This is a genomic window from Pseudomonas sp. (assembly GCF_050739655.1).
GTDB lineage: Bacteria > Pseudomonadota > Gammaproteobacteria > Pseudomonadales > Pseudomonadaceae > Aquipseudomonas.
This window is the reverse complement of record NZ_JBOIBY010000573.1, coordinates 1-26721: the sequence shown is the minus strand read 5'-3', so window position 1 is coordinate 26721 and position 26721 is coordinate 1. Positions and strand designations below refer to the sequence as shown.

The window sequence follows — 26721 nt, the reverse complement described above, 5'->3', positions numbered from 1 at the left end:
CTTGAAGCTTGAAGCTTGAAACTTGCAGCTTCGCTTAAAACACTGAGGTCGTTGCATGCCAACCGTTATTTCCACCGACGTTCTGATCGTCGGCGCTGGTGTCGCAGGCCTCTGGCTGAACGCGCGTCTGCGCCGCCAGGGCTTTTCGACCGTGCTGGTGGAAAGCGCCACCCTCGGCGGCGGACAGACCGTCAAATCCCAGGGCATCATCCATGGCGGCGCCAAATACGCGTTGCATGGCGCCCTGACCGGCGCTTCGGAAGCCATTGCCGACATGCCCCGTCGCTGGCGTGAAGCGCTGGCCGGCAGCGGTGAGCTGGACCTGTCCGGCGTACGCCTGTTGTCCGAAGCCCACTACCTCTGGTCCCCCGGCACCCTCGCCGGCAACCTCACCAGTTTCTTCGCCAGCAAAGCCGTGCGCGGCCGTGTCGACCAGGTCAAAGGCGACCAATTGCCGCCCGCCCTGCAAGACAAACGCTTCAAGGGCAAGGTCTATCGCCTGGCGGAACTGGTGATCGACGTGCCGAGCCTGATCCAGTGCCTGGCGGATCTGGCGGGTGACGGTTTGCTCGCCGGTCAGAAGATCGAACCGCTGCTGGAAGGTGGCGTTCTGGTCGGCCTCAAGGTAGACGAGCGTGAAATCCGTGCCCAACGTATCGTCTTGAGCGCTGGCGCCGGAACGGCTGCATTACTCGAAACCCTGGGGCTCACCCAGCCCGCCATGCAACGGCGTCCGTTGCACATGATCATTGCCAAAGGTCCGAGCCTCAAACCGCTGTACGCCCACTGCCTGGGCGGCGGCACCAAGCCGCGCATTACCGTCACCACACACCCGGCCGCCGATGGCCAGTGGGTCTGGTACATGGGCGGCGATATTGCCGAATCCGAGGGTGTGGCCCGTGAGCCTGCCGAGCAAATCGCCACGGCGCAGAAAGAACTCGGTCAGCTGTTGCCATGGATCGACCTGAGCACTGTGCAATGGGCCACCTTGCGGGTGGATCGCGCCGAGCCGTTGCAATCAGGTCTCACCCGTCCCGACAATGCGTTCCTCGCCGAAGAAGGTCGCTTGCTGGTGGGCTGGCCAACCAAACTGGCCCTGGCGCCAGACTTCGCCGACCGGGTTATCTCAAGCCTTGCCCGCGATGGTATTCAACCCGGCCCGGCTGACACTCTGCCGCCGCTGCCGAAGCCACCGATGGGCGTCCCAGCCTGGGAGCAATTGCTACCATGAGACAGCCAACCCTGCACGACCTGCATCGCCCGCTGGGCAGCACCGGCCTGCTGGTTTCGCCTCTGGGCCTGGGCACGGTAAAACTCGGCCGTGACCAAGGGGTGAAATACCCCAACGGCTTCCAGATCCCCGACGACGATGAAGCACGGATGCTGCTCAAGCTCACCCGCGACCTGGGCATCAACCTGATCGACACCGCACCCGCTTATGGTCGAAGCGAAGAGCGCCTTGGTCCGCTGCTGCGTGGCCAGCGTCAGGACTGGGTGATCGTCAGCAAGGTCGGCGAAGAGTTTGCCGACGGCCAGTCCCGCCACGATTTCAGCGCTGCCCATACTCGGCTCTCGGTGGAACGCAGCCTGCAGCGTCTGGAAACCGACTTTATCGATCTGGTGCTGGTGCACTCCGATGGCAACGATCTGGCGATCCTCAACGACTGCGAAGTCTATGGGACCCTCGCCGCGCTCAAGGCCGAGGGCAAGATTCGTGGGTTCGGTTTTTCCGGAAAAACCGTCGAAGGTGGTTTGAAGGCTCTGGAGCAAGGTGATTGCGCGATGGTCACCTACAATCTCAACGAGCAAACCGAGAAGGCCGTGATTGACTATGCTGCTGCTCACGGCAAAGCCATTCTGGTCAAAAAAGCCCTCGCCAGTGGTCATGTATGCCTGAGCCCAGGCGTGGACCCGGTGCGCGCCAGTTTCGAGTTGCTGTTTGAACATCCGGGTGTGGCCAGTGCTATTGTCGGGACGATCAACCCGCTGCACCTTGCCCACAACGTCGCAACCGTTGCCCAGGTCCTACGTAGCAACTGATGCCGCCCCACGCGGCCTTAAGCAGGAGCCGACATGCCGCGTACGCTCATAAGAAAGAACCCGAGCAACTTCAAGACCCTGCCGTTATTCGTCGAAGCGACTCCCGAAGGCCTGACTTATCAGAGCGTCGGGAGGCCGTTGAACTTCTCCCAGACCCTGCAACGTCGTCGCCCGGTGACCGTCGCCGACCCTGAGCGTTTTGCCCTGGAACTGGCCAATCTCGGGGTGTCGGTCCGCCTGACGCTGCATTGGCAGAACCGTGATTACTGGGTATTGGTGCGCCAGCGTCGACAGGATCGTGGCGACGTGGTGCTCAAGCTCATTTCCGGATACGTGCCGGCCCATGAACTGAACCTGCCGCTGCACACAGCAATCCAGGAAATTGCCGAAGAATGCCTGCTGGAAACACCCGAAGGCTGGCTCGGCGGGCGCTTCCACGATACCTGGCTGCCCGCGCCCTACTCATCCGCCCTGCATTACCGCGAAGCAATGCCGTTTCGCCTGTCGTCGCTGTCCGGCTCGGCGCGACCGGTGCGCTGCGCCAAGCTGCCGTTGATCGAGCGGCCTCGGGCCTATGTGCATTTGCCGACGGCATCGTTGCAGTTGATCTATGACCTGCGCCTGGACGTTCCCAAAGAGACCAAATCCCTGAGCCTGTTCCACGTCGACGAGCGCCTGGAAGGCGATCAACTGGTGGCACGCCTGGATCGCAAGCGCCCCGATCTGTACCTGATGCCCTTGCAGGACGGCCACCCACTGGCCGAGCTCTACACCTTGAAAAAGGATCAGCTACATCCCGCGAGCACACGCGGGCTGTACCTGGCCGAGAGTTTTGCCCGACAGGAAGGCTGGCTGGTGAAGGATGAGCGGATTCGTTGGAAGGATTGGGTGCGACAGCAAGGCCTGACACCGCCGGAGAAGAACTCTGGGCTGACACTGCTGGGCGGGAAGGCAAAACAGTTGCTGAAGAAGATGGTGCCGCGCAGGAAAGTGAACTCTTGAAAGCAAAAGATCGCAGCCTCCGGCAGTTCCTACAGGAGAACGTGTTTTTCCTGTAGGAGCTGCCGAAGGCTGCGATCTTTTATGGCGTCACTCGGACTTGCGGATCTTCTCGACGATCGCAGTCGTGGAGCTGTTTTCCACCAGCCCCAACACCTTCACGGTTCCGCCGTAAGCGGTCACGATGTCCGCACCGACCACTTGATCGATCCCGTAGTCACCGCCCTTGACCAGCACGTCCGGTTTGACTTCCCGCAGCAGGTTTTCCGGGGTGCCTTCCGGGAAGCTGATCACCCAGTCCACGGCGCCCAATCCAGCCAGCACTGCCATTCGCCGGTCGACACTGTTGATCGGACGCCCCGGCCCTTTCAGGCGGCTGACCGACGCATCGTCGTTGATTGCAACGATCAGGCGATCACCCTGGGCGCGCGCCTGTTCCAGATAAGTCACGTGACCCGCATGCAGGATGTCGAAGCAACCGTTGGTGAACACGATCTTCTCGTTATGCGCACGCGCATCGTCGACCGCCAGCAACAGTTGTTCAAGACCCAGCACACCGCGTTCCGAGCCTTCTTCGCGCTGGATGGCGCGTCGCAACTCTGGCGCGCTGATGGCTGCCGTACCGAGCTTGCCGACCACGATGCCCGCCGCCAGATTGGCCAGGCCCACCGCGTGTGGAAGCTCCTCACCTGCAGCAATCGCCGCCGCCAGCGTGGAAATCACCGTATCGCCGGCACCCGTCACGTCGAACACTTCGCGGGCGCGGGCCGGCAGGTGCATTGCCGGATGATCCGGACGCAGCAACGTCATGCCGTGTTCGCCGCGGGTCACCAGCAAGGCACCCAGATCCAGGTCGTGCATCAACTGCGCGCCCTTGCTCACCAGTTCGTGCTCATCGGCGCAACCACCGACGATGGTTTCGAACTCGCTGAGGTTCGGCGTGATCAGACTCGCACCGCGGTAGATCGAAAAATCCTTGCCCTTGGGGTCGGCCAGCACCGGAATGCCACGGGCACGCGCAGCCTGGATCAGCACCTGATGATTTTTCAGCGCGCCTTTGCCGTAGTCGGACAGCACCAGGACCTTGATGCCTTCGAGCAACTCGTCAACTTGTACCGACAACTCCAGGGCATCAGTGGCAAAGGGTTCTTCGAAGTCGATACGCAACAGCTGCTGGTGACGGCTCATGACCCGCAACTTGACGATGGTCGGCTGGTGCGCAATGCGCTGGAACAACGCGCGTACACCGGCACCCTTTAGGCTGTTGGCCAGGCTGTCGGCGGCTTCATCGTCACCGGTCACACCGACCAATGAGGCCGGCGCGCCAAGGGCGGCAATGTTCAACGCAACGTTGGCGGCACCGCCCGGGCGGTCCTCGATGTGATCGACCTTGACGACCGGTACCGGCGCCTCAGGGGAGATCCGTGAGGTGCCACCATGCCAGTAACGGTCGAGCATGACATCGCCGACCACCAGGACAGGGGCCTGATCGAATCGTGGCATGGATAACTTCATGGAAACTCCAGGGGCAATAAAAGCGTCGCGGATAATAACATAGCGAAAGAGTGCGACCGCACGCGAGCAAAGATGCTCAGCGACGATCATCCTCTAGAGGGGCATCGAGCGGACGCACCCAGAAAAGTTCGTGCCTGCGCACTGCCTTGCGAAAGAATTCGTCTTCGCCGGTACGGGGCCATCGACGTCCAGCCAACAGCCGCTGAATCAACCGGCGCAGACGTCTTTTAAGCGGTGGTCGCCCTTGCAAGTCGTGCTGCATGCCCAAGGCCATGGCTTTGTCCATGCGGGTTTGCGCATCCAGCAACGGGCTCCACAACCCATCGGCCGGCAATGCCTCGATGGTCGGTGGAAGGGCAATGCCATAACCGGCCGGCCCCATTGGCCAGCGATCGTTGTCATGCAAGTGATTGGCATAGAGCAGCAGAGTGGGCGGGCGCCATTTACTGAGCTCAATCGCCTCCATCAAGGCGCGAGTGCTGGCGACATGATCGCTGTGGGGATCCAGTTCGGGATGGGGAGTCAGCACCGCGTCGGGCCGGTGATGCTCAAGCAGGTGGGCCAGATCAGCGACCAGGTTGTGCCAATGGGGCTGGCCATCGACATCTCCCGGCAGGCTCAGTGCATTGTGCCGACGGACTGCGCGTATATCGCTCTCCCCCGACTCCCGGGACCCGAAGCTTTTGTCCGGCTGCTGCCCCATCGCACTCAGCTGCAGGCAGTAGTAACCCAATTGCACACACTGCTGTTGCGGCACCCCGCCCCACAGCGGCACCGCCAGGCTGTCCCAACTGCGCAGACGCCCTTTGAGTCGGGCGGCCTGAGCGGTGTCCAGGCCCATCTCGCGGTAGTTTTCGGCCTCGATCTCCCCTTGGGTCAGCGTGACGATAGCGACCTCGGACGTACGGCTGTAGAGACCGAAAGCCGCCAATTCGGCGTCATCGGCATGCGGGGCGATGATCAGCAGGCGCTGTTGGCCAAAATCCGGGTTGCTCAGCACGTACAGGTTTGCCTGCGGCGCCACGCTGCAAAAGCGGCCACGCAACGTCAGGGTCCCGGCTGCAAGCGCCGAACCTTGACCGGACAGATTGAGAAAACGCTCCCCCGCGACCCCGCGCTCCAAGTCCTGACGGTCGTCACCGATCCATACCTGAGGATCAAGGAAGCGACCCAGCCAGTGGCTCTCGACCCGCACTTGCAGAACCAGGGTTTGTGCCACGCTGAAGTCGCCGGACACTCGCAAGACACCATCGACCAGAGTGACTGGCAACTGTGGCGTACCCGCCGGAAAGTCATAACGATAATCGTCGCCCGGGGCATAGAAAAGATGGTCGCTGAACCAGGCTTCATGGGCGACCCAGCCCAGCATCAGGAGCAGGGGCAACGGCCACCACGCGACAAAAATGCCAAATAGCAATGCAGCCGACAGTGCACCGATCAGCACCACGCGTTTGCGCTGGCGATGGCGTTTAAGCAGTTGTTGCTTGCGTGCGCTCATGACTGCCTGTCCTCGCTCAAACCTGGTAGACCGGAACTCGATGACACCAGCGATCCTTGTATTCGCGATCGGCGCGGCCGAACGAGTAGCGCAGCGGTTTGCCCACTGCTCGGGCCTGCTCCCACGCGGCTTGGGTGTTGACGAAACTGAGCACACTGCCGGGGCTGAACTCGCGGTTTTGCGGGTCGACACCACCGTTGATGTACTCAAGGCTAACCCACTTGGGCGCCTCGACCCGGTACAGAATCTGGATCGCAACCGGCTCGTCGTTCAGGTAGATCAGGGACCCGGTCATGAACTCACGCAACATGCCGAACACTTCAGCCAGATGTGCCTTGCCCGGTGCCGCGAAGTTCCAGCGACGCTGAAACAGATCGGCATAGATAGTCGCCTGTTCGCTGGCGCTCAGTTCCAGCATCGGCCGGATGGTGCCACCCGCCTCCTCCAGCAAACGCTGCTCCCGGCGCTGGTTGTAGCGAAATTTCTTGCTGTAGTCTTCGGGCTCACGGGCCAGTGCCAGCCCTTCAGGCTGCTCAGAGAGACCCGTGACGCATTGCGCATTAAGTTCGGACACATAACGCGCGCGATGCCGCATACGTACCTGGGCGCCTTCGGCGACCGGCAAAATAATCTCGGCATTGCCAAGATCGAACAGGCCACGTTTGCCTTCACGCTTGAGTACATCTTTGGACAAGGCCACATGACGACCCCAGGTCGGCATCGCAGCGCATAGTTCACCATCGACGAACCAACCCAGATAACGCACCGCGATGCCTGCCAGCCCAGCCAGACGCTCAACCACGTGCGGATGAGTCGCCACGCTACCGCCAAACTGTTGCCAGGCCTGGGCGTACTCGGTGGCATCAATAGGAGTCCAACCGCTTTCTCGCCAGGCCCGCCAGTAACTCAAAATCAAACGTGAGACTCCGTTATCGCCTCGTCGGTGCCTTCGACGAAATCCTTTTCGTGCAGGCGTGCGTAGAAGCCGTTCAACGCCAGCAACTCGGCGTGGGTGCCGCGCTCGACGATGCGCCCTTGGTCCATCAACAGGATCAGGTCAGCCTTCTCGATGGTCGACAAGCGGTGAGCAATCACCAGCGTGGTGCGGCCCTTCATCACTTGATCCAAGGCCGCCTGAATGTGACGCTCCGATTCGGTGTCGAGAGCCGAAGTGGCCTCATCGAGGATCAGCAATGGCGCATTCTTGAGCAGTGCCCGCGCAATCGCCAGACGCTGGCGCTGACCACCGGAGAGCAGCACGCCATTTTCACCTACCAGGGTGTCGTAGCCTTCGGGCATTTGCTCGATGAACTCGGCGGCATAGGCATCTTCGGCAGCCTTGCGCACGTCCTCGATCGGCGTGCCCGCGAGGTCGCCGTAGGCGATGTTGTTGGAGACAGTGTCGTTGAACAGGGTGACCTGCTGGCTCACCAGAGCAATGTGACGACGCAGATTGGTCAGCTTGTATTCCTCGACATCCGCACCATCGAGCAGGATCTGACCCTTATCGTGGTGATAGAAACGCGGAATCAGGTTGGCCAGGGTCGATTTGCCGCTGCCCGAACGCCCCACCAGAGCGACCATCTGGCCTTCTTCAGCGGTAAAGGAAATATCGTTAAGCACGACCTTCTCGGTGCCCGGATACTGGAAGCTCAGGTTACGCACTTCAAGGCGACCACTGACACGTGCCATCTCCCTGGTGCCCGTATCGACTTCCGGTTCTTCGTCAAGTTGCTCGAAGATGCTCTCGGCACCGGCCAAACCCTTCTGGATCGTGGCGCTGACTTCAGATAACTGACGAATAGGCTTGGGCAGCAGACCGGCTGCAGTGATGTAGGCAATCAGTTCGCCAGCGGACGCATCACCACGAAGGTAAAGCACCAGGTACATCAACACGGCCATGCCGATGTAGATCACCAATTGCAGCACCGGGGTATAGATCGACTGGGTGCGGGTCATGCCAAGGCTGCGGTTCATATTGTCGGCGCTAGCGTTGTGGAACCGCTCCCTTTCGTAAGTTTCACCGCCAAAGCTGCGAACCACGCGATAGCCCTGAATGGTCTCCGAAGCGACGTGGGTCACATCACCCATTGCCACCTGGATTTTCTTGCTTTGCTTGCGGAATTTCTTGCTCGCGCTACTGACCAAAATCGCGATGATGGGCAAAATCGCCAGCAATACCAGGGTCATTTTCCAGTTGCTGTACAGCAGGTAACCCATCAGAAACACCACCGTCAGGCCTTCACGGATCACCACCTTGATCGCATCGGTGGCGGCGCCGGTGACCATGGTCACGTTATAGGTTATGCGGGAAATCAGATGACCTGAGTTATGGTTGTCAAAGTAGCGGTTAGGAAGAGTCAACAGGTTGTCGAACAATGCGCAGCGCAGGTCGTGGACCACGCCGCGGGCAACCTTGGCCAGGTAGTAGTTACCCAGAAATGAACCGACACCCTGGTAGACCGCAATCAGCACGATCAACAACGGCACGCCCAGCACCAGCGATACACCCAGAAACTTGGTGTCATCGGGTTTTTGCAAGGCATCGAGAAAATGCTTGAGCATGTCCGCCAGCATCGGCTGGCTGGATGCAAATAGCACGAAGCCGACAATACTGAGGGCGAAAGCGCCCCAGTACGGGAGCACGTATTTCAGCAACCGCAGATAAATCTTCATGCTCGATTGCTGGTCGGAACTGGCCATTCGGTGCGCCTCGTACGTTTGAAAAAGACAGACAAGCTGGGGATTGTAACAGCGAACAAATTACAACATCGGCCAAGCAAGGACGAGGCGCCGGAAAAACGCAGCGTCAGCACCTCGCCTCACGGCCTGGAGCTTACGGGGGCTGAATCGCTCCTGGCCCAGTCCCTGGCTTCATCGCTCCCTCGAGCAGCCAACACGATACTCAAGGCAATCGGCAGCCAGGTGATCAACCAATCCGCATTGGGCTTGAGCCATAGCCCAATGCCATCGGTCAATAATGACGTCCCCGAAAATACCCAGAGTGCCAGCAACACCTGCCCAAGAGGCTGCGCACGGGTAACCCAGCCACGCCACCCAACTGTCAGCCACAGCCAGCCGAACAGCAGCAACCCAGGCACACCGAGGCGCACGCCAATATCCAGGAACAGATTATGGGGATGTTTGAAGTTCTCTCCGATTGACGGTACAGGAATCAGGTATTCATGGAACCCCAACCCCATCATCCAGTGATCGCGCATCAGCTTAACGCCACCGCTCCATAGTTCGGGACGGTAGGAAACGCCACGCTGCAAGAGGATTTCCGGCTTGATTACAGCAATGGATGCCAACCCCACGGCCACCAGAACGATCAGCCCGGCGCCCATGCGCGATGGACGCGCCAGGCCCATCATCAGGAGACAGGCAAGCAAGCCGATCCATACACCGCGGGTTTGGCTGAAGCCCAGGAAAAATGCGTACCCCAGCGCTGGAATCAGCAGCGACACCATCGCCCAGGCACTCAAGCGCCGGGTCTGCAACGTAAAGACGCCAAGAATCAGCAAGGCGCCCACCGCATGCGCGGCCATGATCGCAGTGTCCCACAAACCAATGGCAATCAGCCTGCCATTAAAAGGTTGAGCGAATACTTCATAAAAGTAGATCCAGGAAGCCAAAGCAAAAAAACCACCCAGAATCGATGCGCCCAGAAGCATGGACTCGAATCGCCATTTTCGGTTCTGCGCTGCCAGTAGCACGCCCAAGAGGGTAAGAGCGACATAGAGCGTCACCTTGCTTTTGCCGACGATGTTATTGCCACCCTCGACCATCAGCACCAGAAACGTCCAGGCTACGAAAATAGCAAAGAGGACGCACTCCGGATGCTTGAGCATCAGGCGAAAATCCCGATGAAACAGCGCCAACAAGGCAGGCAGCCACAGCAGGAAAATCAACAACTGGTGATACCGCTTGCTGTCTGGCAATACCCAAGCCCCACACAGGAGCACGAGAAGACCGATGGATGCCCACACTGTCAGGACATCCTTACCGATAAGTTTCTTCATTCCTGTCAGCACTCGACTTTACTCAGCATACGATTGGCGACCCTCTGCAGCTGGGCCTTGTCGGCGTTTTTCCAGCCACCCTTGATGCAGTAGTGTTCAGACAGATAATGGAGAAAGTTACGCCGCAGGCGCGCATCAAGTGGCCAATGCGGGAATGTGCGCGCCAGCTCGACCACCTGATCGGCGTTATCCGCATGCACTACCAGCCCCTCGATATTGAAAAACGCCTGCCCCAAAGTCATCACCGACTTACCCAGGAGGATGCTTTCCAGGCCAACTGTCGAGTTCAGCGTGATCACAAACTGACTGGCCTCGATCAACTGCTGAGTGGCGTTGCCGTTGGCGAACAACAGGCGCTCGTGAGTACGCTCATGCAACTCAGGGTACTTTTCGCGACTGGATGGATGTTCCTTGAACACCACTGTCAATCCAGTTTCCTTGGCGAGGCGCTCGCCCAAGGCAAACATTTCCCGCATGTTCCTGACCCATGGAGAAAACAGCCGAACCTGGCTATCGCGATCATCCTGGAACGGAATGAAGACGAATTGCTCCGGCAGCACTATCGGTGCCGGGCCGCTGGCGCGAGGTTGGCGTGGAATCAGCACAGGTGCCGCCTGATTTTCAGGCACGGGATAAGGATAGTTGAGGTAAAAACTGGCCTCGCGCGGAACAGCGTTCAGATAGTTCACGCCCCGCGGATCAACGGTGGTGGTATCGGGCAACAGACCGTTTTCGAAGAAGAAAGTCTTGCAACCTGAAGGCGCCAGGGCTGTCAGCAATCGGCAGTATCGATGGGAGCCATTCCAGAACACCAGAGCGTCAGGCCGCTCTCGATCCAGCAAGGCCTGGGCACGCAGCGCCATCCAAATCAGTTCAAGACGCAACAACAGACGATAGAAGCGACCATCGTTTTTGTTCTTGACGCGCCGCTCCTCGCATTTTTCTTCAATCATGCTCGGCCAATCGACTCGCGAGAGCACGCCGCAGGTTTGCAGCAACCTTGGCCAGGGCATCTGTGGAGGGGTAACGACTTTACCTTCTAGCTCGGTCTCATTGAGTAACCGATTGAAATAGAGGCCTTGATGTTTGGCCAGGGAAATGAACAGCATTTTCGTCATAGGGTGCCCAAAGAAAAGACCGCATCCACTCGCCTGAGTGCAATATAACCACGTGCGACAAGTCCGCAGACATCAACACCCTGTTATTCGCCCGTCCGCGCATGAAAAGTAAAAACCAGGAATCAGAATCAAGCACCCTGTGGTATTGCGCCAGGCGACACCATATAGAGCAAGCGCCTTTGAAAAAGTGCGGCGATTGTACCACAGCGGTTTTTTGAAGCATGCGCACTGCTGTAACATAGCCAGCCGCCCATCCCGTCAGGCCAAGCCTTGGAGCCTTGATGCAAACGCTCGACCATACCGTTTATCTCAGCATGCGCGAAGGCGCCGACGTGCTCGAAGCTGACGGTAAAGGGGATAAAGTTCTGTGCCTGGCCGATGGCTCGATGCTCAAGCTGTTTCGCCGTAAACGCCTGCTGACTTCTGCGCTATGGGCGCCTTACGCCCGGCGCTTCGCAGACAATTGCCAGGCACTTCGCCAACGCGATATCGAGTGCCCGACGGTTCGGCAGGTTTATCGCATCCCCAGCATCAAGCGCGATGCCGTGCATTACGACCCCCTGCCCGGTCGCACACTGCGTCAGCTACTGGATGCAGACAACAACGAGTCTCTTCGTGCGCAACTGGGTGAGTTCATTGCACGCCTGCATGAGGACGGCATCTACTTTCGCTCAGCGCATCTGGGCAATGTGGTGCTGACGCCTGAAAACACGCTTGGACTGATCGATATCGCCGACCTGCGCACCTATCGCAAACCACTGCGCAAAGGCCTGCGCCTGCGCAACTTCAAGCATATGTTGCGCTATCGCCAGGATCGCGAATGGCTGCTCAAGGACAACCAGTTCCTTGAGCAGTACCTGAAACATCAGCGCGTATGCAACGAAAAGGAATTGAGCCTGGCGCTCAACCCTTGAGCCGCCAGTGTCAGCCGGCGGCAGGCAACCTGAAGGTCTCGAAGTCACCCGCTGGGTCTGTGCCCCGCAGCAAGCTATCGACCAATTGAGTGGTCTTTGCCAAGCCCTGAGAACCGTATACCAGGTGATAATCGGCAAAACGCCGGGCCTGAGCGACATGCCCCGGATAATCTTCCTCAACCGCTTGCAGCTGCCGGGAAAACTGATGCACATCGCGCACTTGAGGCCCAAAAAACAGCGAGTGAGAGAAGATATCCACATCGCCGCCCGCATTTACATGGATGACCGGACGACCCGCCAGCCCCGCCTCGATACCTGCGTTGGACATGATATTAACGACAACACTGGCCTGCGCCAGCGCGTGCGCCAGTGAACACTTGCTATCGAGCAAGTCAATGTTGGTTAACTGCGCAGCGGCATCACTCCAAAACTGCGCTTTGCTGCGCGGATGACGCTTGAACAGCACACGATATTGCGGATTCTGCTCGGCCCAGTCGCGCAGCAACTGATAAGTGCGTTGGTAGCCGGGTTCTTTTTCCCGATCAGGGCCAACCCCCAGAATCAACAATGTTCGCAGAGCAGGATCGGCAACTGGCAGGTCATAGGTTTCATCGGCGAGGTAGGAACCGACCAATACCACTGTCGACTCACCGAACCGCAGTCTTCGCTCTTGCAAGGCGATCAGCGAACTATGACCAAAGACGCCATAGTAATCGTAATCGTTCATCGCCAGTCGTCGTGAAGACTCCAGCGTTGTGGCATGGGCCAGATGCAGCAGTCGAGCACCTCGCGCAGCCAATGCCAGGCGCAGAAACGGCGCATGAAGACTACCGTTGCGCTCGTTGATCAGCACCTTGGGCGAATAAGTCATCACCAGCCACTGAGCATGGGCGGCATACACCAGATAACGCAGCGGCACAGACTGCGGCGGCGCCAGGAGCATGCGCCGGGCGCAGGCATCAGACGGTGAACGTAACGCCACCTCCGTCAGGTGTTGCCCACGCTTGCGCAGCGCCTCGATCAGAATATTCTTGCGCTGCAATGCCATGGACTTCGGCGCCGAGTGCAGCAACAGCACCTCACAAGGTGCCGCGTCGACCGACCCACTCAAACATGTCTTGGCGCGTATCCCGACCGCAACGTCCACCAGCACGTCACGAACCAGGCGCAAAAAACTGCCGCAGCGACCATGACGCTCGCGCAGCAATTTCCAGCGATAACGGTCCAGCTCACGCGCTTTTTGTGCCCAACATCCCTCTGCCTGAAGCATACCGGCGTCAGACGGCGGCACACTCACTTGAACAACAGCCGGATGGCTTTGCGGGTATAGGACCAGCGTGTGAGCGAGCGCAGATCGGCGCGTACGGCACGGGCGTAAAAAGCCTTCGCGTTGACATAATCGCCAGCGCTATAGCAATCACGGAACAACGACAGGCAGCGCTGAGCCAGGAAAGCCTGGCGCAGATCCTGCAGTTCTTGAGGCATGCGTGCCGCGGAAAAAACTTCGTCAACCATGCCGACGCCCGCCACCAGGCTTTGCTTGAGATCATGTCGCATGCTATCGCCATGCTTGTAGATCAACGCAAGGGGTTGATCGAGCACACTGCACGGGAAACGCGCCAGCACCTGAGCAAAAACCGGAATATCTTCGACGTTGCGTAAATGCTCCGGATAGTTGCCCGGCGCAAACACTTCGCGATGCATCGCGCAGGCGCCGTTGGACAGCGATACCGTCTTGTCCAGCAAGTAACCACGCACGCGCTGGCGGGGGCTTGATGGCAAGGGTTTTACGGCGTGCTGAACGCGACGACCATCGTCGAACACAGACCAGTGGCCACCAACGATCAAACGGCTATCGGGATTACTGGAGATATGCTGGTTCAACGCTGCCAGCGCACCAGGCGCCATTTCATCGTCGGCATCGAGGAAAATCAGGTATTGGCCCCGAGCCTCCTCAATCCCGCGATTACGCACCGACGACAAGCCGCCATTGGGCTTGCGCAAAGCGCGAAAGCATCCCGCATGCTCAGCAAGGAGCTGCTCCAGAACCTGCGGCGTCGCGTCGGTGGAGCCGTCATCGATCACCAACAGCTCAGCCGAGGCGTCACCCAACTGCGCCAGCACCGAGTTCACCGCACGCGGCAGGGTTTTGGCGTAGTTATAAGCAGGAATAACGATACTGATAAGCACGTCAGTCAACCGCATACTCGTTCGCGCCCTCTTTGACCACCAGGATGTCTTCCATGATCAGGTACTGCAGGTCCGAACCGAAGAACATGTTCAAGGCGTCCGTCGGCGAACAGATCATCGGCTCGCCACGGCGGTTGAGCGAGGTGTTCAGCGACACGCCATTGCCGGTCAGCACTTCCAGCGCCTTCATCATGTCGTAGTAGCGCGGGTTGTATTCGCGCTTGAGCACCTGGGCGCGGGATGTGCCGTCTTCATGGACAACTTCCGGCACGCGGGTTTTCCACTCTTCAGCCACTTCGAAGGTGAAGGTCATGAACGGCGCCGGATGATCGATCTTGATCATCTGTGGAGCGACGGTGTCGAGCATCGACGGGCAGAAAGGCCTCCAGCGCTCGCGGAACTTGATTTGGTGGTTGATGCGATCGGCCACGCCCGGCACGCTCGGGCAACCGATGATCGAACGACCGCCCAGTGCACGCGGACCAAACTCCATGCGGCCCTGGAACCAGGCCACCGGGTTACCGTCGACCATGATCTTGGCGATCTGCTCAGGCATGTTGTCGAGCTTGCGCCAGTTCGGCTTGTCGGCATGACGGGCGCAGGCGGCGATCACGTCTTCGTTGCTGTACGACGGGCCGAGGTAGACGTGTTCCATCTTCTCGACCGGTACGCCACGGGCGTGGGACACATAGGCGGCGGCGCCAACCGCAGTACCGGCGTCGCCGGATGCAGGCTGAACGAACAGCTCTTTGACGTCGTCGCGGGCGATGATTTTCTGGTTCAGCTTAACGTTCAACGCACAGCCACCGGCGTAGGCCAGCTTGCCGGTTTGCTTGAGCACGTCGCCCAGGTAATAGTCGATCATCTGCAACGCAATTTTTTCGAACAGCGCTTGAATGCTGGCGGCGTAGTGGATGTAAGGCTCATCGGCGATGTCGCCTTCGCGCTTCGGACCCAGCCACTCAATCAGCTTCGGCGAGAAGTAGTAACCCTTGCCCTTCTCTTTGTAGCGACGCAGGCCAATGACGTTGGCGTAGTCGGTGTTGATCACCAGCTCGCCGTTTTCGAACGAAGCCAAGCGCGAGAAATCGTACTTGCTGGCATCGCCATATGGCGCCATGCCCATGACCTTGAACTCGCCGTCGAGCATGTCGAAACCGAGGAACTCGGTGATTGCGCCGTACAGGCCGCCGAGGGAGTCCGGATCGAAGAATTCCTTGATCTTGTGGATCTTGCCGTTCTCGCCATAACCGAAGAAGGTCGTGGCGTATTCGCCCTTGCCGTCGATGCCCAGGATCGCGGTTTTCTCTTTGAAACCGGAACAGTGATAGGCGCTGGAGGCGTGGGCCAGGTGGTGTTCAACCGGCTCGATCTTGATCTTCTTCGGATCAAAACCCAATTGCTCCAGGCACCAGACGATCTTGTTGCGATAGCGCTTGTAGCGACGGTTGCCCATCAGGATCGCGTCGAGGGCGCGGTCCGGGGCGTACCAGTAACGCTTGGCGTACTGCCAGCGGGCCTTGCCGAACAAGCTGATCGGAGCGAACGGAATCGCTACCACGTCAACGTCGGAAGGTTTGATACCGGCCTGTTCCAGGCAGAACTTCGCCGATTCGTAAGGCATGCGGTTCTTTGCATGTTTATCGCGCACAAAGCGCTCTTCTTCAGCCGCCGCGACCAGCTTGCCGTCGATGTACAAGGCTGCGGAAGGATCATGGCTAAGGGCGCCGGACAGGCCAAGAATCGTCAATGCCACAGGGGTCTAGCCTCTTTAGTCTGCGTGCAGGCGCAATGCGCCTCAAAATTAATGTGCCCTCGCAATGGGCGAGAGACAGCTAAAGGGCGGGATTATAGCTTAAAAGCAGCAGCAAGCCTCTAGCAGCAAACGGCAAGCGTTTCAGCAGAGGCCTTGATGCTGTTTAACCGGTGATATCTTTGGGAAGACGCTGATCAATCAACTGATAGAGAGCACTGGTTTGTGGCCAGTTGCGCATGAAACGCGCCCGATCCCGCGCATAAGCCGGAGCAAAACTGGCCAGCGAGCCGTGTTGGCACATTGAATCGAGATCGATCAACGCCCAGCGATCCTCCTGCCAGAACAGATTGTGGCCCTTGAAGTCGCCATGACTGATGCGTTCACGAATCAGTTCGCCAAACAGATGATCCAGCGCCGCCAACTCGGGCTCCGGTGCCTCACCACTCTCAACAAAAGGCGCAAAGCGCTCGATGATGTCAGGCCCTGGCAAATGTTCGGTGATCAGATAGGCGCGGCTGCGCAGCCAGAAAAAGCGCTTTTCCAGCAACGCCAGCGGTTTGGGCGTGGCAATGCCGAGAAACGCCAGCCGGTTGCCTTCACGCCAGGAATACCAGGCCCTGCTCGGCCGCCAGAAGCGTTTTAGCCAGTGCGCAAAACCTTTGATGTTGTAGCGCTTGATCACCAGCGTACGACCATCTACTTCGACTTTGCCGACACTCGCCGCGCCGCCGGTCTTGTAAAGATGGCCCTGATCGAGCAAGTCATCGGCCTGCTCCAGCACTGGCAGCATTGCCGCCTCTTCCTCGCGACGAATTGCCCGCAAGCCGAACGCACCACGCTGCACACTGAACAGTGTGCACTCACGGCCAGCCTTGATCAGGAAATCCTTGAGACGCCAGCTGCGGACCTTGTCGATCTGCGTTTGTAGCGCCTCCATGGGCAAGGCGTGTTCGCCATTGCTCAGCAAGTAATACACCAACAGTTCTTCTGTGAACGGCTCCAGGGATTTGGGCAACTGGGCGAAAAACACCCCGAGGTTTTCCAGGACTTTTTGTCGCGACAGCGGCTGGCCTGGTGTTTCGACGCAGATGCCGGCCCCGTCGATCAAATACAATCGACGCCCCTGACGCAGCAGGTTGTCCAGGTGCAGATCTTCCTGCCACAGGCCTTTGCGGTGCATTTGGCCGATTGCGCCCAAGGCTTCCGCCAAAACGGCAGCCTGCTCGTCAGCCAGTGCCGGCAAGTGTTCAACCTGCTGCCAGGCATCACCGAGACTTTCAGCGTCTTCAAGGAACTCGAACAACAGCCAGCCGCCCTCGCCATCCTTCAGGCCATCGGCCAACAGCAGCGGCGTGGTCAGGCCTTGGGCAGCAAGCAAGCGCACGCCGTCCAGCTCACGTTGAAAATGCCGCGCTGCCTTGCCGCCGACCAGCAACTTGGCCAGCACCGGCCGACCACGCCAAACACCCGCGCCGACATAACGCTGCCCGGGCAATACCCGCAACAGGCTCAACAGCTGCAAATCTGCAGGTCCGGCAGCATCGGCCAGGGATAGGCTCAACGGCAACGCCGGACTGCGACCAGCGCTTTTCAGCTCTGACAAACGCATCAGCCTTTCTCCTTACGGCTTCGCCGAGCGGTCAGGCGAGTCAGCCAGTTATCGATCAACGAACTGTCTTGCCCCTGATCCAGATAGGCGCCCAACAGCACGCGTACCTGCGCCTCACTCCACTCATGCGCCCTGCGCAGCAGCGGCTCCAGATCCTTGATTCGATCACGCAGCCCCAACATCAACGGTCGGGTCTTTTCCAGGTCAATGAGTTGCGCCTGGTAACCATCGCCGGTGGCGCGCAGGAAAATGTGCTTGGGATAAAAGCAGCCATGGACCCGACGCATTTCGTGCAGACGCCCAGCCAGACTGCCGCAGGCTTGCAGAATGGCCACCTGCTGCGCTTCGCTCAGGTCCGGCCAGCGCTGCAACAGCGAGTCCAGATCATCCCAACCATCCAGGGCACGAGTCAGCAGAATCGCGCGGGCTTCGCTACCAACCTTGCGCCCACCGAAAAACGCCACTTTGAGCGCTGGAATACCGAGCTTTTCGTAAAGGCTGATGTTGCGAAACTCGCGGGAAAAACTCGGTTCGCCAAACGGCGCATACAACGTGCGCATCTGGTAGTTGCTCTGGCGCTTGAGGTGGAAACCATGACCTTCCAGATCCAGTCGAAACACGCTGCTCCAGCCACCGAGAACGGTGTTGGGCTCGCCCACGGCGTCGAGTTGCCGGGCCCAAAGCGCATCGAACGTGCCGAGACCGTGGCGCTCGAGCAGCGCACGGTCTTCAGCGGCCAGAAAATCCTTCATTCACGTCCCTCGAAAAATCTCACCACGTGCCGGATGCGCTTTTTGTCAGCGTCATTGAGCCGGTCCCGTTGGCGGTATTGCAGGTAAAAGCGCAGGCGCTGGGTGGCCGACAGTTGATATTTGGCGACTTTATCCAGGCACGCCAAATCTTTGGTGATGCGGTACTTGAGCCAGAAACCGCTCCAGAAGTCCCCACTGGGGCAGTCAATCAAAAACAGCCGGGATTGATCGTCGACCAGCAGGTTGCGCCACTTCAAATCATTGTGGGTAAAGCGGTGCTCGTGCATGGTCCTGGTGTAGTTGGCCAACTGATGACTGATTTTGTCGACCCAGGCGCGATCCGCGAGCTTGGGGTCGTGCCGTTCAGCCAGGACCGACAAGTCTTCGGTATGCGGCAACTCGCGGGTGATCATCGCACCGCGATCATAGGCCACGCCCCGTCGCTCCAGCCCCCAGGCCACCACTTCGGCGGTAGGAATACCCCATTTGGCGAAGCGCTTGAGGTTCTGCCACTCCATTTTTACCCGTGGCTTGCCCAGATAGCGGCGCAACCCCTTGCCAGCGCCGACGTAGCGCTTGACGTAATAGTTGACACCCTTGCGCTGAACGCGGATGACCTCCGACAGCAGGTCACGGGTCAAGCGCTCGCCTTGAAGCGCAAAGACCGCTTCAAGGCTACCGAAGTCTTCTGCCAGATCGCTGTACTCAGACCCCAGTGTCCAACCCGCCATCAGAGCGCATCCCCGTATCGCTGCTTACGGTCGTAGAGCTTGTTGGCCTTGCCTTCGAGCCAGCTCAAAAGGCCGGCCTCTTCACTCAGCACCTGGCGCAGCGGCTGCTGGAAATAACCCTTGAGAAAGCGCAGCTTGTCGCGGCGAGTCAGACCGATATCCAACGCGGAGAAGTACAGCGCCGCCAGATCCTTGTTGCGCCAACGCGCGGTGATCGTCGCACGGGTCTGGGCGCGATGCAGGTCGATGACCGAGAGCTTGAAATCCTGCGCGGTCACCGGTTTGTCGGTGTGCAGCAGGAAGTGGCAGATGTAGCAGTCACGGTGGTTGACCCCGGCGCGGTGCATCATGCCGGTCATGCGCGCCACTTCGGCGATCAAGGCGCGCTTGAGTGTTGGCTGCGGCGGCTGCTTGACCCAGTTGATGCTGAAATCTTCAAGGCTGACGGTAGGCGCCAGTTCTTCAGTGACGATAAAAGAATGCTGATCGGCCGGGTTGCTGCCCTTCTCGCCATAAGCGACGGCGGTCATGGTCGGCACACCCACTTCCTGCAGGCGCTGGATGGCTTTCCATTCCTGGCCCGCACCAAGTACCGGCAACTTGGCGGTCAGCAGGTTCTTGAAGATTTCGCCCCAGCCGATACCACGGTGGATCTTCACGAAAAACCCGTTGCCATCCACTTCAGTGCGCAGGGTCCGGCGAGCCTCGAGCTCGCGGTACACCTCGCCCTGCAGCCCCTCGACTTCGGCGAACGGGTCGCGGCCAGCCCAAAGACTTTTGAAGGGTTCAGCCAGCATCAACTTCATTTAAGCGTGCTCCGCCAGAATCACATCGGCCGCGTGCTGCGGCATGCTATAGAGGTCGGCCGTCTCGGCGAAGGCCAGACCGTTGCGGCTCCAGGCCGCCCGCGCTTGAGCGTCGTTCAACATGCCGGTCAGGTACTGAGTCAGTTGCGCCTGGTCGAACGGTTCGTCCAGCACCAGGCCAGCATCAGCCTCAGCGATGTAATGGGCATAACCGCAAACCGCACTGACCAGCACCGGCAACCCGGCGACCAGTGCTTCAAGCAACACGGTGCCGGTATTTTCGTTGTACGCCGGGTGAATCAACAGATCGGCACCGAGCAGGAATCGCGGAATATCGCTGCGTCCCTTGAGGAACGTCACGTTATCCCCCAGCCCCAATGCCGCACTCTGCACCTGGAACAATTTGGGGTCATCCTGGCCAATTACAAACAGCCGGGTGCGCGTCTTCAGCTCGGCGGGCAATGCAGCCAGCGCCTTGAGGCTGCGATCCACGCCCTTGGTCTTGAACCCGGAGCCGATCTGCACCATCAGCAACTCATCGTCCCGGAGGTTGAATTCGGCGCGAAAGCCAGCACGAATCTCGTCGGCATCGGCCGGACGGCGACGGTCCTGAGCGATGCCCGGCGGCAGCAGGTGGAAGCGTTCCAGCGGTGTGTCGTAATGCTTGATGAACAGCGGTTGCTGAACCTCAGAGATCATCAACACTTCAGTCTTGGCGTCCCTGGCGAACACCGAGCGCTCGTATTCGGCGAAATGGCGATAGCGACCCCAGCGGCGATACAGCGAGTTGCGCAGGTTTTGCGCCTTGTCTTCGAAGCAGCCGTCAGCGGCATAGTAAACGTCCAGGCCTGGCATTTTGTTGAAGCCGATCAAGCGATCAACAGGACGCTTGGCCAGGTCCGCTTCCATCCACTCGCTGAGCTTTTCATTGCGTCGATGGTTGAAAAACGCTTTGACCGGCGCCACCAGCACCTCAAAACCTGGAGGAACGTCACCCTCCCAAATCAGGGTGTAGACGCGGATCTGGTGCCCACGTTTTTGGCACTCCAGGGCGATGCGCATGAAATCGCGCTGCAGGCCGCCAAAGGGAAAATACTTGTACAGGACAAATGCCAATTGCATCAGCGCAACTCCTCAGCCAGTAATAACGTGCTCAGTCGGCTGGCGACACGCTCGGGATTCACACGCGTGAAGCACAATGGCCACTCGCGCTTGAGGTCAAACTGACGGGCATCTTCAGCCGTCGGTTGATAGATACATTTCTTTGACAGGCAGGGCGCACAAGGAAAGTCGCTGGCCAGGTGAATCTGCGACTTGCCGTAGGCGCCGGTCAGGCCGGGGTTGGTCGGGCCGAACAGCGACAACGTCGGCACATCCAGCGCGGCGGCCAAGTGACCCAACCCTGTATCCACCGCTACGCAGGCTTGCGCACCGGCCAGTACTTTACCAACACCGGCCAGATTGAGTTTCGGCAGTACCTCGGCGTGCTTGAAGCCAGCCGCGATACGCTCGGCCCTGGCCTTTTCCAGCGGGTTCCCCCACGGCAGCTTTACGCCGACACCGAGGTAACCGACACGCTCAGTCAGTTCGCGCCAGTAAGCTTCAGGCCAATGTTTGGTGTCCCAGGTGGTGCCATGCAGGAACAGCACGTAAGGGTTCTTGCGCGGCAATTCCACCAGTCGTTCGACGCTCAGGCCATAGTCACCCAGGCCTTTGGGCAAGTCATAACCCAAGGCGATGGCGAACAACTGGCGCACTCGCTCCACCGCGTGCTGACCACGGGCAACCGCCAGGCGCCGATTGTAGAACCGCGCCGCGATCGGCTCACGGGCTGATGCCTTATCCAGGCCAGCCACCGGGGCTTTGACATAGCGGGTCAGCAGGGCGCTTTTCAGCAGGCCCTGGGCATCGATGACCAAATCGTATTTCGTGGCGCGAAGGCTTTGCTTAAAGCGCTTCCACTCGCCGCTCTTGATGGTTTGCCAGATATTCTTGCGCCAGCGACGGATCGCCACCGGAATCACCTTGCCCACCGCAGGGTGCCAGGTCGGAATCTCGGCGAAGCCTTCTTCCACCACCCAGTCGAACGTGATGCCGGGAATCGCCCGCGCCGCATCGGTCAACGCTGGCAACGCGTGAATAACGTCACCCAGCGAAGAAGTCTTGATCAGCAGTACCCGCAAACTATTTGACCTCGACCACAGTGCCCTGCAAACGCTGCAAGGCTTCGTTCACCGCTTGCGGCATCAGCTGGCGCAGGCAGTTGTAATGACCGAAACGACACGTGCGGTCAAAGCACGGGCTGCATTCGATGCCCAGGCGCACGATCTCGACATGCTCGGCCAGCGGCGGCGTGAAACCCGGTGATGTCGAACCGTAGACCGCCACCAGCGGACGGTTCAGCGCAGCGGCGACGTGCATCAAGCCGGAATCGTTGGACACCACTGAATCAGCGCAGGACAGCAGATCAATGGCCTCGGCCAGCGAGGTGCCGCCACTGAGGTTGACCGATTCTTCACGCAAACCGGGAATCAGCCGTGAACGGATATCTTCACCCACTGCATGATCGTTTTTCGAACCGAACAGCCAGACCTGCCAACCTTCACGAATCTTCGCTTCGGCGACCTTGGCGTAATGCTCGGAAGGCCAGCGCTTGGATTCGCCAAATTCGGCACCGGGGCACAGCGCGAGGACGGGACGATCGAGGGTCAGGCCAAACTTGGCCAAAGCCGCCTCGCGGGTGACCGGGTCGATCTGCAAACTCGGCCGTGGATACGGCTTTGGCAGCTCCACACCCGGCTCGAAGGCCAGCGCCATGAAACGTTCGATCATCAGCGGGTAGCGCTCTTTGTCCAGCGTGCGCACGTCATTGAGCAGGCCGTAGCGGAACTCGCCACGCCAGCCGGTACGTTTCGGGATGCTGGCAAAGAACGGCACAAGCGCCGACTTCAGGGAGTTGGGCAACAGGATCGCCTGGTCGTATTGCCCTGCCAGGGATTTGCCGATGCGCCGACGCGTCGCCAATTCCAGTGCGCCGTGACCGAGCGGGAAGCTCAAGGCCTGACGTACTTCGGGCATGCGCTCAAGAATCGGCCGGCTCCACTCGGGGGCCAGCACGTCGATTTCGCACTGCGGGTGGCGCTGCTTGAGACACTGAAACAGTGTCTGCGCCATCACCATGTCACCGACCCACCTGGGCCCACCGATCAGAATTTTCATGTGGCTTCCAAAAACGAACCGGGGAGGCTAATGCCTCCCCGCCTCGATAATTCTACAAAACACTGCAGATCTAACTGTGGGAGCGAGCCTGCTCGCGATAAGGCCGTCACATGCAGCCAATATGCTGACTGTTACGCCGCCATCGCTAGCAGGCTAGCTCCCACACTGGAGTTTTGGTGTAGCAGATACCCCGTTCAGCTTAGCCCCAGTTCACGCCAGATCCGCATGACCTGTCGCCGCTCATCCACAAACTGGTCACCTGGTATCACGCCCGGGTCCTTTTGCAAGGCCTGCCGGTGAGCGGCGGAGCGGTAAGCCTTATAGGCTTCGCGCAACAGGCTGGCATCTTCGACGGGCATCAACCCTTCGTGCTCCAGCTCCTCCAGAATGCGGATGTTGTCCGTCCAGCGCAGCAATGGCGGGTGGGTTTCGGACCACGCCAGGGCCGCGTATTGCACCATAAATTCAATATCGACGATACCTCCGGCGTCCTGCTTGAGGTCGAAGGGCGCCGTGGCCTCGAAGGCATTAGCCCCAGTACCGGCCGCAGTGCTCTTGCTGCCAAGGTTATCGCGCATCTTGGCGCGCATCTCGCTGACCTCCTGGCGCAACTTCGGCAGATCGCGCGCCTTGCCCAGAATCGCCGCGCGAACTTTTTCGAACGCCTGGCCGACATCCTCGCTACCGACCAATACACGAGCCCGTACCAGGGCCTGATGCTCCCAGGTCCAGGCTTCGTTTTCCTGGTAGCGGGCAAACGCCCCCAATGAACTCACCAGCAAACCCGCGGCACCGGACGGTCGCAGGCGCATATCCACTTCATACAGCTGACCGGAGTTGGTTTGCGCGGTGAGCAGATGAATGATCCGCTGCCCGAGCCGAGTGAAAAACTGTGCGCCATCAATCGATTTCGGCCCGTCTGTTTCCGCCTGCGGATCGCCATCGTGGATGAACACCAGGTCCAGATCCGAACCATGCCCCAGTTCCAGGCCGCCGACTTTCCCGTAACCGACAATGATAAAGCCCGGATCGCACAAGGTGCCGTCGGTGCGCAGCGGCGTGCCGTACTTGGCCACGGTCTGGCGCCACGCCAGCGCCAACACTTGCTCGAGGATGGCCTCGGCGAGCCAGGTCAGGTAATCGCTGACTTTCATCAGCGGTAGATGGCCGGCGATTTCCGACGCCGCAACCCGCAAGCGGTGCGCCAGCTTGAAGTGGCGCAAGGCTTCCATTTGTTGCTCAAGGTCATCCTCGGGAATCCGCGTCAGCCGCTCGCGCAGCTCGGCAGCCAGTTCCGGCGCCAACGGCGGCTTGAACAGGCGGCCTTCATTAAGCAACTCGTCGAGCAGCAGCGGGAAGCGGGTGATCTGTTCGGCGATCCAAGGGCTCGCCGCGCATAAGGTCAACAAACGACGCAATGCGCCGGGGTTTTCAGTCAGCAACACCAGATAAGCAGAACGGCGCGCCACCGCTTCAACCAGCGGCAACACCCGCTCCAGCACCAGGTCCGGATTGGCATGCTCAACAGCCTGGGCCAGCAAACGCGGAATAAAGGCGTCGAGACGTTCACGCCCCAATCGTTGCATGGCGCGCAATTGCGGGCTGCCGCGTAAACCGGCCAAGGCTTTGAGCGCCTTGGTGGCATCGGCAAAACCGCCTTCTTCCAGTTGCCGGCAGGCAGCCTCCTCATCCTGGGCTTCTTCCCACAAGGGCAGCCACTCACCCCCCACCACCACTTCGCTTTCGGCGCCCTGCTCTTCATCGGGATCGGCGATGACTTGTCCAAAGTGCCAGGCCACGCGGCCTCGCCAGTACATCAACTGCTCATGGAATGCAGACCAATCGGCAAAGCCCAACATAAAGGCAATGCGCGCCTGATCCTGTGCGCTGTCCGGCAGCATCTGGGTCTGGCGATCGGCAATCGTCTGGATCGCATGCTCGGTGTAACGCAGGAATTCATAGCCTTCACGCAGCTCGCTGATCACCGCTGGCGGCAGATAGCCTTGCCCCTCAAGGGTGCTCAGTACTTTTAATAGCGGGCGTTGCTGCAGGCTCAAGTCGCGGCCGCCATGGATCAGCTGAAAGGCCTGGGCGATAAACTCCACTTCGCGGATACCGCCGGAACCCAGCTTGATATTGTCGGCCATGCCCTTGCGCCGCACTTCCTGCTGGATCAGCTGCTTCATGGTGCGCAGCGCTTCGATGGCCGAGAAGTCCAGGTAACGTCGGTAAACGAACGGCCGCAGCATCTCTTGCAATTGCGCACCGGCCACTTGATCGCCGGCCACTACGCGCGACTTGATCATCGCGTAGCGCTCCCAGTCGCGGCCCTGGTCCTGGTAATACTGCTCCAGCGCATTGAAGCTCAACACCAATGCACCCGAAGAACCGTAAGGCCGCAGGCGCATGTCGACACGGAAAACAAAGCCGTCGACGGTCATCGGGTCCAGCGCCTTGATCAGACGCTGCCCCAGTCGGATGAAAAACTCCTGGTTATCCAGCGAACGCTTCACGCCGACGGTTTCTCCGCCCTCGGGGTAAGCGAAGATCAGGTCGATGTCCGACGACAGGTTCAACTCCACCGCGCCGAGCTTGCCCATGCCGAGGACGACCATCTGCTGCGGCTCACCGCTGCGGTGACCGGTGGGCACGCCGAACTGCTGGCAATGCCGTGCGTACAACCATTGATAAGCCTGATCGATGCTGGCGTCGGCCATGTCCGAAAGATCGCGGCAGGTTTGGATCAGATCGGCCTGACGGGTCAGGTCACGCCAGATGATCCGTACCTGGTGACGCGCGCGCTGACGGCGCAAGGCGCGGCCAAGTTGGTCATCGGTTTCAGCCACAGTCACGGCAGCCGCGATCTGTGCACACAACTCACCGGCAGCGAAACTGCGGTCGAGCTCGCCGGACCCGACCAGTTCCAGCAGCATCAAAGGGTCACGCACACTCTGTTCAATGACGAAGTCGCTGGCGGCGGTCACTCGGGCAAATTGAGCCCAACGCTCAGGTGTCCAGGTGGACAACCCATGATCATCTTCCAGAGCAGCGACGGCTGTACGGAACGACTGCTCGGCGCGGGTGACCAATGGCAGGAGAATGGCGGGCAGTTCGGCAAGCGAAGGAAGGCTCATGGTCTATCCTTGATCGGCGTGTATCGGGCTGCATGTAGTGAATCTTGCAAACTCACTACCTGAAGGAGTGTCGAACAAAAGTTAGAAATAGCTGATATTTCTTTATTTTTGGCAGCCAGCATCAAGCTTTCACCTTTTCTGGTTGGAAAAAGACCAACCTTAACGATTATTCTCACAACGCAGCCGTGGGCCACAAGCCGCTCATCTGTAGTTTTACTACTCGTATATACATTAGTAAGGCTGAAATGCCGGATGATTTGTAGTAAAACTACAACCCGCCGGAACAACCTATCGGCAATCCAAGAATTCATAACGTCTGCCCACAAGGCCAGTCGCTAACTCAGGCAACCGATTCTGGTAGCCTTTCCGCCCTGGAGCAAGCCATGCAAGACCTCGATCCCGTCGAAACCCAGGAATG

General features: G+C 59.4%; 21 protein-coding genes. 4 read left to right on the top strand and 17 right to left on the bottom strand.

Annotated elements, in window-relative coordinates; translation table 11 throughout:
• The first annotated feature begins 55 nt into the window (after positions 1-55).
• Genes ACRESJ_RS27310 through ACRESJ_RS27300 form a run of 3 tightly spaced genes read left to right on the top strand, consistent with a single transcriptional unit; the run spans position 56 to position 3042 of the window.
• Complete coding sequence (locus tag ACRESJ_RS27310) at positions 56-1231, top strand: NAD(P)/FAD-dependent oxidoreductase (protein ID WP_431760639.1); 1176 nt, start codon at positions 56-58, stop codon at positions 1229-1231.
• Positions 1228-2040: an aldo/keto reductase gene (locus ACRESJ_RS27305; RefSeq protein WP_431760638.1), complete on the top strand. Its 813-nt coding sequence runs from the start codon at positions 1228-1230 to the stop codon at positions 2038-2040. The genes ACRESJ_RS27310 and ACRESJ_RS27305 overlap by 4 nt, the downstream gene beginning before the upstream one ends.
• A 33-nt stretch (positions 2041-2073) precedes the next feature.
• A complete protein-coding gene (locus ACRESJ_RS27300) occupies positions 2074-3042 on the top strand; it encodes a metal ABC transporter ATPase (protein ID WP_431760637.1) in 969 nt (322 codons plus the stop codon).
• A gap of 87 nt (positions 3043-3129) precedes the next feature.
• Here the strand turns inward: ACRESJ_RS27300 and hldE are convergent, their stop codons facing one another.
• From hldE to ACRESJ_RS27270, 6 genes are all read right to left on the bottom strand, one after another.
• Positions 3130-4554: a bifunctional D-glycero-beta-D-manno-heptose-7-phosphate kinase/D-glycero-beta-D-manno-heptose 1-phosphate adenylyltransferase HldE gene (hldE, locus tag ACRESJ_RS27295; RefSeq protein WP_431760636.1), complete on the bottom strand. Its 1425-nt coding sequence runs from the start codon at positions 4552-4554 to the stop codon at positions 3130-3132.
• A gap of 76 nt (positions 4555-4630) precedes the next feature.
• Positions 4631-6052 (bottom strand): PIG-L deacetylase family protein, encoded by a 1422-nt coding sequence (locus ACRESJ_RS27290; RefSeq protein WP_431760635.1) that lies wholly within the window; start codon positions 6050-6052, stop codon positions 4631-4633.
• Positions 6053-6068: 16 nt separating this feature from the next.
• A complete protein-coding gene (locus tag ACRESJ_RS27285) occupies positions 6069-6965 on the bottom strand; it encodes a GNAT family N-acetyltransferase (RefSeq protein WP_431760651.1) in 897 nt (298 codons plus the stop codon).
• A complete protein-coding gene (msbA, locus tag ACRESJ_RS27280) occupies positions 6965-8755 on the bottom strand; it encodes a lipid A export permease/ATP-binding protein MsbA (protein ID WP_431760634.1) in 1791 nt (596 codons plus the stop codon). Before msbA ends, ACRESJ_RS27285 begins: the two co-directional genes overlap by 1 nt.
• A 119-nt stretch (positions 8756-8874) precedes the next feature.
• Complete coding sequence (locus tag ACRESJ_RS27275; protein WP_431760633.1) at positions 8875-10074, bottom strand: O-antigen ligase family protein; 1200 nt, start codon at positions 10072-10074, stop codon at positions 8875-8877.
• 5 nt (positions 10075-10079) lie between these two features.
• Complete coding sequence (locus ACRESJ_RS27270) at positions 10080-11192, bottom strand: capsular biosynthesis protein (protein WP_431760632.1); 1113 nt, start codon at positions 11190-11192, stop codon at positions 10080-10082.
• A gap of 281 nt (positions 11193-11473) precedes the next feature.
• On the opposite strand from ACRESJ_RS27270, the gene ACRESJ_RS27265 reads away from it, so the two are divergent.
• The gene (locus ACRESJ_RS27265) at positions 11474-12106 is read left to right on the top strand and encodes a toluene tolerance protein (RefSeq protein WP_431760631.1); all 633 of its coding nucleotides are present in this window, start codon (positions 11474-11476) and stop codon (positions 12104-12106) included.
• Positions 12107-12116: 10 nt separating this feature from the next.
• Here ACRESJ_RS27265 and ACRESJ_RS27260 read toward each other — a convergent pair whose 3' ends face one another.
• The 11 genes from ACRESJ_RS27260 to glnE all read right to left on the bottom strand — a co-directional run bounded on the left by ACRESJ_RS27260 (position 12117) and on the right by glnE (position 26303).
• The gene (locus ACRESJ_RS27260) at positions 12117-13376 is read right to left on the bottom strand and encodes a capsule biosynthesis protein (RefSeq protein WP_431760630.1); all 1260 of its coding nucleotides are present in this window, start codon (positions 13374-13376) and stop codon (positions 12117-12119) included.
• A gap of 23 nt (positions 13377-13399) precedes the next feature.
• Positions 13400-14311 (bottom strand): glycosyltransferase family 2 protein, encoded by a 912-nt coding sequence (locus tag ACRESJ_RS27255; RefSeq protein WP_431760629.1) that lies wholly within the window; start codon positions 14309-14311, stop codon positions 13400-13402.
• Positions 14298-16052, bottom strand: a complete 1755-nt coding sequence (locus ACRESJ_RS27250; RefSeq protein WP_431760628.1) for a carbamoyltransferase family protein — start codon at positions 16050-16052, stop codon at positions 14298-14300. Before ACRESJ_RS27250 ends, ACRESJ_RS27255 begins: the two co-directional genes overlap by 14 nt.
• A gap of 163 nt (positions 16053-16215) precedes the next feature.
• Complete coding sequence (locus tag ACRESJ_RS27245; RefSeq protein WP_431760627.1) at positions 16216-17661, bottom strand: lipopolysaccharide kinase InaA family protein; 1446 nt, start codon at positions 17659-17661, stop codon at positions 16216-16218.
• Positions 17661-18413, bottom strand: a complete 753-nt coding sequence (locus ACRESJ_RS27240; RefSeq protein WP_431760626.1) for a lipopolysaccharide kinase InaA family protein — start codon at positions 18411-18413, stop codon at positions 17661-17663. The genes ACRESJ_RS27245 and ACRESJ_RS27240 overlap by 1 nt, the downstream gene beginning before the upstream one ends.
• Positions 18410-19144, bottom strand: a complete 735-nt coding sequence (locus ACRESJ_RS27235) for a lipopolysaccharide kinase InaA family protein (protein ID WP_431760625.1) — start codon at positions 19142-19144, stop codon at positions 18410-18412. Before ACRESJ_RS27235 ends, ACRESJ_RS27240 begins: the two co-directional genes overlap by 4 nt.
• Positions 19144-19950: a lipopolysaccharide core heptose(I) kinase RfaP gene (rfaP, locus tag ACRESJ_RS27230; protein WP_431760624.1), complete on the bottom strand. Its 807-nt coding sequence runs from the start codon at positions 19948-19950 to the stop codon at positions 19144-19146. Before rfaP ends, ACRESJ_RS27235 begins: the two co-directional genes overlap by 1 nt.
• The gene (locus ACRESJ_RS27225) at positions 19951-21072 is read right to left on the bottom strand and encodes a glycosyltransferase family 4 protein (RefSeq protein ID WP_431760623.1); all 1122 of its coding nucleotides are present in this window, start codon (positions 21070-21072) and stop codon (positions 19951-19953) included.
• Positions 21072-22133: a lipopolysaccharide heptosyltransferase I gene (gene waaC / locus ACRESJ_RS27220; protein WP_431760622.1), complete on the bottom strand. Its 1062-nt coding sequence runs from the start codon at positions 22131-22133 to the stop codon at positions 21072-21074. The genes ACRESJ_RS27225 and waaC overlap by 1 nt, the downstream gene beginning before the upstream one ends.
• Before the next feature lies 1 nt (position 22134).
• Positions 22135-23169 carry a lipopolysaccharide heptosyltransferase II gene (gene waaF / locus ACRESJ_RS27215; protein WP_431760621.1) on the bottom strand — a complete coding sequence of 345 codons (1035 nt, stop codon included), beginning with the start codon at positions 23167-23169 and terminating at the stop codon, positions 22135-22137.
• A gap of 194 nt (positions 23170-23363) precedes the next feature.
• Positions 23364-26303: a bifunctional [glutamate--ammonia ligase]-adenylyl-L-tyrosine phosphorylase/[glutamate--ammonia-ligase] adenylyltransferase gene (glnE, locus tag ACRESJ_RS27210; protein ID WP_431760620.1), complete on the bottom strand. Its 2940-nt coding sequence runs from the start codon at positions 26301-26303 to the stop codon at positions 23364-23366.
• Positions 26304-26721 lie beyond the last annotated feature (418 nt).

Excerpts from the sequence above, each read along its gene's own strand:
- ACRESJ_RS27260 (WP_431760630.1), bottom strand. The coding sequence starts at position 13,376 with ATGCTTCAGGCAGAGGGATGTTGGGCACAAAAAGCGCGTGAGCTGGAC.
- glnE (WP_431760620.1), bottom strand. The coding sequence starts at position 26,303 with ATGAGCCTTCCTTCGCTTGCCGAACTGCCCGCCATTCTCCTGCCATTG.
- ACRESJ_RS27290 (WP_431760635.1), bottom strand. The coding sequence starts at position 6,052 with ATGAGCGCACGCAAGCAACAACTGCTTAAACGCCATCGCCAGCGCAAA.
- hldE (WP_431760636.1), bottom strand. The coding sequence starts at position 4,554 with ATGAAGTTATCCATGCCACGATTCGATCAGGCCCCTGTCCTGGTGGTC.
- ACRESJ_RS27310 (WP_431760639.1), top strand. The coding sequence starts at position 56 with ATGCCAACCGTTATTTCCACCGACGTTCTGATCGTCGGCGCTGGTGTC.
- ACRESJ_RS27245 (WP_431760627.1), bottom strand. The coding sequence starts at position 17,661 with ATGCGTTTGTCAGAGCTGAAAAGCGCTGGTCGCAGTCCGGCGTTGCCG.
- ACRESJ_RS27275 (WP_431760633.1), bottom strand. The coding sequence starts at position 10,074 with ATGAAGAAACTTATCGGTAAGGATGTCCTGACAGTGTGGGCATCCATC.
- ACRESJ_RS27305 (WP_431760638.1), top strand. The coding sequence starts at position 1,228 with ATGAGACAGCCAACCCTGCACGACCTGCATCGCCCGCTGGGCAGCACC.
- ACRESJ_RS27235 (WP_431760625.1), bottom strand. The coding sequence starts at position 19,144 with ATGGCGGGTTGGACACTGGGGTCTGAGTACAGCGATCTGGCAGAAGAC.
- msbA (WP_431760634.1), bottom strand. The coding sequence starts at position 8,755 with ATGGCCAGTTCCGACCAGCAATCGAGCATGAAGATTTATCTGCGGTTG.
- ACRESJ_RS27225 (WP_431760623.1), bottom strand. The coding sequence starts at position 21,072 with ATGCAATTGGCATTTGTCCTGTACAAGTATTTTCCCTTTGGCGGCCTG.
- ACRESJ_RS27300 (WP_431760637.1), top strand. The coding sequence starts at position 2,074 with ATGCCGCGTACGCTCATAAGAAAGAACCCGAGCAACTTCAAGACCCTG.
- ACRESJ_RS27270 (WP_431760632.1), bottom strand. The coding sequence starts at position 11,192 with ATGACGAAAATGCTGTTCATTTCCCTGGCCAAACATCAAGGCCTCTAT.
- waaF (WP_431760621.1), bottom strand. The coding sequence starts at position 23,169 with ATGAAAATTCTGATCGGTGGGCCCAGGTGGGTCGGTGACATGGTGATG.
- rfaP (WP_431760624.1), bottom strand. The coding sequence starts at position 19,950 with ATGAAGTTGATGCTGGCTGAACCCTTCAAAAGTCTTTGGGCTGGCCGC.
- ACRESJ_RS27240 (WP_431760626.1), bottom strand. The coding sequence starts at position 18,413 with ATGAAGGATTTTCTGGCCGCTGAAGACCGTGCGCTGCTCGAGCGCCAC.
- ACRESJ_RS27255 (WP_431760629.1), bottom strand. The coding sequence starts at position 14,311 with ATGCGGTTGACTGACGTGCTTATCAGTATCGTTATTCCTGCTTATAAC.
- ACRESJ_RS27265 (WP_431760631.1), top strand. The coding sequence starts at position 11,474 with ATGCAAACGCTCGACCATACCGTTTATCTCAGCATGCGCGAAGGCGCC.